Below are 6,851 nucleotides of genomic sequence, written 5' to 3'. Positions count from 1 at the left end.
GGGGACGACTGGGCGCGAGGGGGCGGGGGCGTGCGGCGAGCATGCGCTCGAGCGCGACCCGCGCGTCGGCCGCGATGTCGTCCGGGACCCGGACCTCGTTGAGGACCTCGCCGCGGACCAGCGCCTCGAGCACCCATGCGAGGTAGCCCGGGTGGATCCGGTACATCGTCGAGCACGGGCACACCACGGGGTCGAGGCAGGAGATGTCGTGCTGCGGGAACTCGGCCGCCAGCCGGTTCACCATGTTGATCTCGGTGCCGATCGCGAAGGTCGTGGGCTCCTCGGCCGCGGCGACGACCTTGCGGATGAGGTCGGTGCTGCCGGCGACGTCCGCGGCGTCGACGACCTCCATCGGGCACTCGGGGTGCACGACCACGACGACGTCGGGATCGGCGGCGCGCGCCTGCTCGATCTGCTCGACGGTGAACCGGCGGTGCACGGAACAGAACCCGTGCCACAGGACGACCTGGGCCGCCTGGAGCGTTGCGGCGTCGTTGCCGCCGAGCGGCTTCCGGGGGTTCCACATCGGCATGCGGTCGGTGCTGATCCCCATCGCCTTCGCGGTGTTCCGCCCGAGGTGCTGGTCCGGGAAGAACAGGACGCGCTGGCCGCGCTCGAACGCCCACTCGAGGACGGTCGCGGCGTTCGAGGACGTGCAGACGATGCCGCCGTGACGACCGCAGAACGCCTTGAGGTCCGCCGCCGAGTTCATGTAGGTGACCGGGATCACCGGCACGCGGCCGTCGGCGTCGGGCTCGGTGCCGTACAGGAGTTCGAGCTGCTCCCAGGCCGCCTCGACGCTGTCGATGTCGGCCATGTCCGCCATCGAGCACCCGGCGGCGAGGTTCGGCAGGATGACGTGCTGCTCGGGGCGGGCGAGGACGTCCGCGGTCTCGGCCATGAAGTGGACGCCGCAGAACACGATCGCCTCGGCGTCGGGACGGGTGAGCGCGGCGTTCGCGAGCTGGAAGGAGTCGCCGAGGAAGTCCGCGTGCCGCACGACCTCGTCGCGCTGGTAGAAGTGCCCGAGCACGACGACCCGATCACCGAGGGTGGCCTTGGCGGCCTCGATCCGGGCGTGCAGCTCGGCCTCCGGCGCGGTCCGGTACTCCTCCGGGATCACGCCCTGGCGCGGCGCCGAGGTGGGGATGAGGTCGGACATCGAGGACCCGGGACCGTAGCCGGGCCGGGCATCGAAGGTCCAGGTGGGGGCGGCGAGGTCCGGCGTGCAGGTGCTGCCGGCCGCGCGACCGTTCGAGATGAGGTCGATGGTGGTTGCGATGGACATCAGGTTCCCGTCGGTGGTGCTGGGGGCCGGTCGGATCCGAGGGGCCCGTTGTCGGCGAAGGCGAGGAGGGGGTTGGAGCGGTACAGGCGCGCCGGTCGGTGACGGCCTCCCGACGACACCTCGTCGGTCGCGACGATCGCGTCCGACTGGGCCACCTGCCGGCGGAAGTTCGCCGGGTCCAGGCGACGGCCGAGGATCGCCTCGTGGACGCTGCGGAGCTCGGCGAGCGTGAAGCGGTCGCCGAGGAACGCCTGGGCGATCCGCGAGTAGCCGACCTTGTTCCGCAGGCGCCACAGCGCGTAGTCGACGATGCGGTCGTGGTCGAAGGCGAGTCGTGGCAGGTGCTCGGCGAAGAACCAACGGACGTTCCAGTCGTCGGGCACACCGGGCGTCTCGTCGCCGCGGACGAGCGCCCAGTAGACGATCGAGACCACCCGGTCCGGCGATCGGTCGACGTCGCCGAAGGCGTACAGCTGCTCGAGGTACCGGGGCTGCACGCGGGTGGTCTCGAACAGCCGGGTGGCCGCGGACTCCTCGAGGCCCTCGTCGACGCCGACCCATCCACCGGGCAGCGCCCAGGACCCCTCGAACGGCTCGGTCACGCGGCGGACCAGGGGCATCGCCAGCGCGAGTTCGCCCGTCTCAGGGTGCCGTCGGAGCGCCACGATGACCGTCGACACGGCGACGCGGATGCCGTGCTCCGGTGTGGTCATCATGATCCTGGTCCATCGGGTTCTGGTCGGAGTGACCCGAACTGATGAGGTCAGTATGACCCCATCCCTCCGCCGACGCGAATCGGCAGAGGTGCGGCCGGATCGTCACCGCGACGAGGACGGGCCGTGACGGCCATGGAACGCACCGCTCCTACAGTGGGCGGCATGACACCGATCACGAGGATGCACGCCGTCGTGTCCGGATCGGTCCAGGGGGTCGGATTCCGCTACTGGACCGCACGGAAGGCGGACGGGCTCGAGCTCGCCGGGTACGCACGCAACCTGTTCGACGGGACGGTCGAGGTGGAGGCCGAGGGACCGGAGACCGCCGTCGACACCCTCATGGAGCTCCTCCACGTCGGGCCGCCGTCGGCCACCGTCACCGACGTCGCGGTGCGCTCGGTCGCGCCCCACGCCGACGGCGGGTCGTTCGACATCCTGCACTGACGCCGCCGAGTACGGTCGGACGGGTGCCCGGACTCGTCGCCGCCGTCTACGTCTTCACCGCCGTCATGATGGGGACGACCATCCCGACGCCCCTCTACCCGACCTACGAGGCGCACTTCGGGTTCGGCAGCGCCGCGACGACCGTGCTGTTCGCGGTCTACGCCGGCGGCGTGATCCTCGCGCTCGTGGTCGTCGGGCGTCTGTCGGACACGATCGGCCGACGACCGGCGCTCCTCGTCGGCATCGTGCTGTCCCTGCTCTCGGCGGGGCTGTTCACGGTCGGCACCCCCGAGTGGCTCCTCTACGCGGGGCGCGTGCTCTCGGGGTTCTCCGCGGGCATCTTCACGTCCACCGCCACGGTCGCGGTGCTCGAGGCCGCCCCCCGGGGCCGCGAGAAGCTCGCCGGGGCGCTCGCCACCGCGGGGAACATCGGCGGGCTCGGACTCGGCATGCTCATGGCGGGCGTGGTCGCGACCGTCACCCCGTGGCCCCTCCGCGCGCCGTACGTGGTGCACGCCGGACTGCTCGTCATCGCGGGGTTCACCCTGCTCGCGATGCGCGAGACCGCCGGCGAGCGGACGCCGTTCCGGCTGCAACCGCCGCGCGTCCCGTCGGAGACCCGGTCGGTCTTCGGCGCGGCCGCCATCGGGGCGGTCACGGGGTTCGCGGTGTGCGGGCTGTTCTCGTCGATCGCGCCGAACTTCGTCGGCACGGTCATCGGGGTGCACTCGCCCGCGGTCGTCGGGACCGTGACGTTCCTGCTGTTCGGCGCCTCCGCGGCGGCGCAGGTGTCGCTCCGTCCCCTCTCGAACCGGGCACTCGTCCTCGTCGGGACGGTCGGCCTCGTCGTCGGCATGGCGGTGCTCGTCGTCGCTCTGCTCGCCGCGTCGCTGCCCACCCTCATCGCGTCCGCAGTGCTCGCCGGGGCCGGGCAGGGACTCCTGTTCATGGCGGGCCTCCGGACCGTCACGGGCGCCACGGCGGCAGCGGACCGCACCGCCACGACGACCACGTACTTCGTGGTGGCGTACCTGGCGATCGCCGTCCCCGCCGTCGCGGCGGGGCTGCTCAGCCATGCCGTCGGACTGACCGCGACGGGCGTGGTGTTCGCCGCCGCGGTCGTCGTCGGGACGCTGCTCGGGTTGTTCCGGCTGCGGTCGTTCGACGCGGTCGCGCGCTGAGCGTCGCCGCGCTGGCCCCGGGCTCCCCGGACGTCCAGCTGACCCTGTCCGATGTCACAGGAGGCCGCTAGCCTCGGTGCATGGCCGATCCCGACGCCGCCACCGTCATCACCAGTGCTCGTTCCGAGCCGGCTGGGCCGTCGTCGACGTCCCCGGCGACCGCGCGCCTGGTCATCGGACTCCTGCTCGTCTCCGCGTTCGTCGTCATCCTGAACGAGACGATCATGGGCGTGGCCCTCCCGCGGCTCATGACGGACCTCGACATCAGCGCGACGACGGGGCAATGGCTCACCACCGGGTTCATGTTGACCATGGCGGTCGTGATCCCGATCACCGGGTTCCTGCTCGAGCGGTTCCCGACGCGGCCGGTGTTCACATGGGCGATGAGCCTGTTCTCGGCGGGCACCGTGATCGCCCTGCTCGCACCGGGGTTCCCGGTGTTGCTCGTCGGCCGGGTCGTGCAGGCGAGCGGAACGGCGATCATGATGCCCCTGCTCATGACGACCGTGCTGACACTCGTCGAGCCGCAGCGCCGTGGCCGCGTGATGGGCAACATCTCGATCGTGATCTCGGTGGCGCCGGCGATCGGGCCCACGATCTCGGGGCTCATCCTGCAGTCGTTCACGTGGCGGTCCATGTTCGGTTTCGTCCTCCCGATCGCGCTCGCGGCCCTGGTCATCGGGCTCCTCAAGGTGCGGAACGTCTCCACGCCACGACGCGTCCCACTCGACGTCGGGTCCGTCATCGTGTCCGCGTTCGCCTTCGGCGGGATCGTGTACGGCCTGTCCAGCATCGCGACGATCGGCAGCGGGGGCATCTGGACTCCCGTCGTCGCGCTCACGGTCGGACTCGTCGCGCTCGTGGGGTTCATCGCGCGGCAACGGTCCCTGCAGCGACGGGACCGCGCGCTGCTCGACCTGCGGACGTTCCGGGTGCGGACGTTCACCATCGCGATCGTCGCCATGTGCATCGCGATGATCGCCATGTTCGGCACGCTGATCCTGCTGCCGATCTACCTCGAGACCGTGCTCGGGCTGCCCGTCCTGCAGGTCGGTCTGCTGCTCCTGCCCGGCGGGCTCGTCATGGGTCTGCTCTCGCCGGTGGTCGGGCGGCTGTACGACCAGCACGGCGCGCAGGTGCTCGCGGTGCCGGGCGCAGTCCTCGTGAGCGTCGTGCTGTGGATGTTCACGATGCTCAGCCCGACGACGAGCGTGTGGTTCGTGCTCGCGGCGCACGTGCTCCTCAGCATCGGGCTCGCGCTCACCTTCACGCCGTTGTTCACCGCGGGACTCGGTGGACTCACGCCCGACCTGTACTCGCACGGGTCGGCGCTGCTCGGAACGGCTCAGCAGCTGGCGGGGGCTGCGGGGACCGCCCTCTTCGTCACCCTCATGGCGATCGGCACCGCTGCCGCGGGTGGGGGCGCGAGCTCGGCGGTCTCGGTCGATGCGACCGCAGCCGGCGTCCGGACGGCGTTCCTCGTCGGCGCGATCATCTCGCTGTTCGGCATCGCCGCCTCCGCGATGGTCCGCAAGCCGGAGCTCCCGCCGGGCCTCGTGCCGTCGGCCACGCACTGACCCTCGGTGCGACCGACGGACCGACTGACCGACCCACGCGCTGCGCTGCGCTGCGACCGAGACGCGACCGACACGACCCGTCTGTCCGTCTGACCGACGGGTCGGAAGCACCGACGCCTCCCCGTCGCATGAGAGGGTGACCCCCATGGGCGCGATGACGAGCGAGCTGAACTGGGCGGGCACCTACACGTACACCGCCGAGCGCATCGAACGCCCCACCTCGATCGAGGCCGTGCAGGAACTCGTGTCGGGAGCCGAACGGGTGCGCGGCATCGGCACCCGTCACTCGTTCAACGACGTCGCCGACGGACCGGGCGTGCTCGTGGACGTCACGGCGATCCCCGCCGACCTGGAGATCGCGCCGGACCGCCGGACGGTGACGCTCGGCTCCGGCACGCGGTACGGCGACGTCGCTCCCGCGCTCGACGCCGCGGGTCTCGCGCTCCACAACCTGGGCTCGCTGCCGCACATCTCGGTCGGAGGCGCCACCGCCACCGGAACGCACGGCTCCGGCACCCGCCTGGGGTCGTTGTCGTCAGCGGTCGCCGGTCTCGAGTTCGTCGGCGGGGACGGCACCCTGCACCGGATCGTCCGAGGCGACCCGGAGCACGCGGGCGCGGTGCTCCACCTGGGCCTCCTCGGGGTCGTCACCCGGATCACACTGGACGTCGAGCCCACCTACCGGATGCGCCAGGACGCATACGGCGCGATCCCCTGGACGGCGTTCCTCGGGTCCGTGCGCGAGGTCTTCACCGCCGGGACGAGCGTGTGCTGCTTCACGAACTGGGACGGCACCGTGCGCGAGGTCCTCGTGAAGACGCGGATCCCCGACGGCGCCGACGACGTCGCCGTGCCCGAGGTCATCGTCGGCGCACATCGCCTGCCGCCGCTACCGGGTGACGACCACCGCACGGCCCGCGACGGGACACCCGGACCATGGTGGGACCGCCTCCCCCACTTCACCGTGGGCACGGTGCCGTCGGTCGGGTCCGAGATCCAGAGTGAGCACTTCGTGCCGCTCGACCGGGCCGCCGAGGCACTCGACGCCGTCCACGCGCTCGGCGACCGCATCCGCCCACACCTCCACGTCGCGGAGCTCCGGACCACCGCTCCTGACGACCTGTGGCTCAGCCCCGGTCAGGGGTCCGCGACGCTGTGCATCGCGTTCACCTGGCGTCGTCACGTCGACGAGGTCGCCGCGCTGCTGCCGGACATCGAGGCCGCGCTCGTCCCGTTCGATGCACGGCCCCACTGGGGCAAGATGTCGTCCCTCGGGCCGGATGCCATCGCGGCGCTCTACACACGGCTCCCCGCGTTCCGGTCCCTCGTCGCCCGGATCGACCCGGAACGGCGGTTCGCGTCCGCGTTCGGCGAGCGCGTCCTCGGGGTCTGACGCGCCTCCCGGCTCGGCCTCGGTGGCCGGGCCGCACCCGTCGTCGCGGCGTCACGTGCCGCTCATCGGCGCCGCGCCTCCGGTCCCGTCGCGCCCGCCGCACCTCCGGTCGCGCCGCGCCTCCGGTCCGGTCGCGCCGCGCCTCCGGTCCGGTCGCGCCGCCCGTGCCGCGCCTCCCGCCCTGCCGGCACCGCGCCTCCCGTCCGGAGGCGCCGCGCCTCCCACCCTGCCCAGTCCCGTCCCGTCCCGTCC

General features: G+C 72.1%; 6 protein-coding genes. 4 read left to right on the top strand and 2 right to left on the bottom strand.

Annotation, left to right across the window (positions count from 1 at the left end; all coding sequences use genetic code 11):
- On the bottom strand, nucleotides 1-1,288 hold a 1,288-nt coding region (gene nadA, locus DEI81_RS15840; protein ID WP_111011690.1), incomplete at its 3' end, for a quinolinate synthase NadA.
- On the bottom strand, nucleotides 1,288-2,001 hold the full coding sequence (locus DEI81_RS15835; RefSeq protein WP_111011693.1) for an NUDIX domain-containing protein: 714 nt from the start codon (nucleotides 1,999-2,001) through the stop codon (nucleotides 1,288-1,290). The genes nadA and DEI81_RS15835, both read right to left, overlap by 1 nt.
- A gap of 165 nt (nucleotides 2,002-2,166) precedes the next feature.
- On the opposite strand from DEI81_RS15835, the gene DEI81_RS15830 reads away from it, so the two are divergent.
- The 4 genes from DEI81_RS15830 (at nucleotide 2,167) to DEI81_RS15815 (ending at nucleotide 6,599) form a co-directional block, all read left to right on the top strand.
- Nucleotides 2,167-2,448: an acylphosphatase gene (locus tag DEI81_RS15830; protein WP_258368805.1), complete on the top strand. Its 282-nt coding sequence runs from the start codon at nucleotides 2,167-2,169 to the stop codon at nucleotides 2,446-2,448.
- Between the two features lie 23 nt (nucleotides 2,449-2,471).
- Nucleotides 2,472-3,629 carry an MFS transporter gene (locus DEI81_RS15825; RefSeq protein WP_220035704.1) on the top strand — a complete coding sequence of 386 codons (1,158 nt, stop codon included), beginning with the start codon at nucleotides 2,472-2,474 and terminating at the stop codon, nucleotides 3,627-3,629.
- An 80-nt stretch (nucleotides 3,630-3,709) separates the two neighbouring features.
- The gene (locus tag DEI81_RS15820) at nucleotides 3,710-5,206 is read left to right on the top strand and encodes a DHA2 family efflux MFS transporter permease subunit (RefSeq protein WP_111011689.1); all 1,497 of its coding nucleotides are present in this window, start codon (nucleotides 3,710-3,712) and stop codon (nucleotides 5,204-5,206) included.
- A gap of 145 nt (nucleotides 5,207-5,351) precedes the next feature.
- A complete protein-coding gene (locus DEI81_RS15815; RefSeq protein ID WP_111011688.1) occupies nucleotides 5,352-6,599 on the top strand; it encodes an FAD-binding protein in 1,248 nt (415 codons plus the stop codon).
- Nucleotides 6,600-6,851 lie beyond the last annotated feature (252 nt).

It is taken from the genome of Curtobacterium sp. MCBD17_013, from assembly GCF_003234565.1.
In the GTDB taxonomy this organism is placed as follows: domain Bacteria; phylum Actinomycetota; class Actinomycetes; order Actinomycetales; family Microbacteriaceae; genus Curtobacterium.
This window is presented reverse-complemented; position numbering and strand designations above follow the sequence as displayed.

What these genes read in the sequence shown, in the direction of transcription:
- DEI81_RS15815 (WP_111011688.1), top strand. Translation starts at nt 5,352, where the DNA reads ATGGGCGCGATGACGAGCGAGCTGAACTGGGCGGGCACCTACACGTAC.
- DEI81_RS15820 (WP_111011689.1), top strand. Translation starts at nt 3,710, where the DNA reads ATGGCCGATCCCGACGCCGCCACCGTCATCACCAGTGCTCGTTCCGAG.
- DEI81_RS15830 (WP_258368805.1), top strand. Translation starts at nt 2,167, where the DNA reads ATGACACCGATCACGAGGATGCACGCCGTCGTGTCCGGATCGGTCCAG.
- DEI81_RS15835 (WP_111011693.1), bottom strand. Translation starts at nt 2,001, where the DNA reads ATGACCACACCGGAGCACGGCATCCGCGTCGCCGTGTCGACGGTCATC.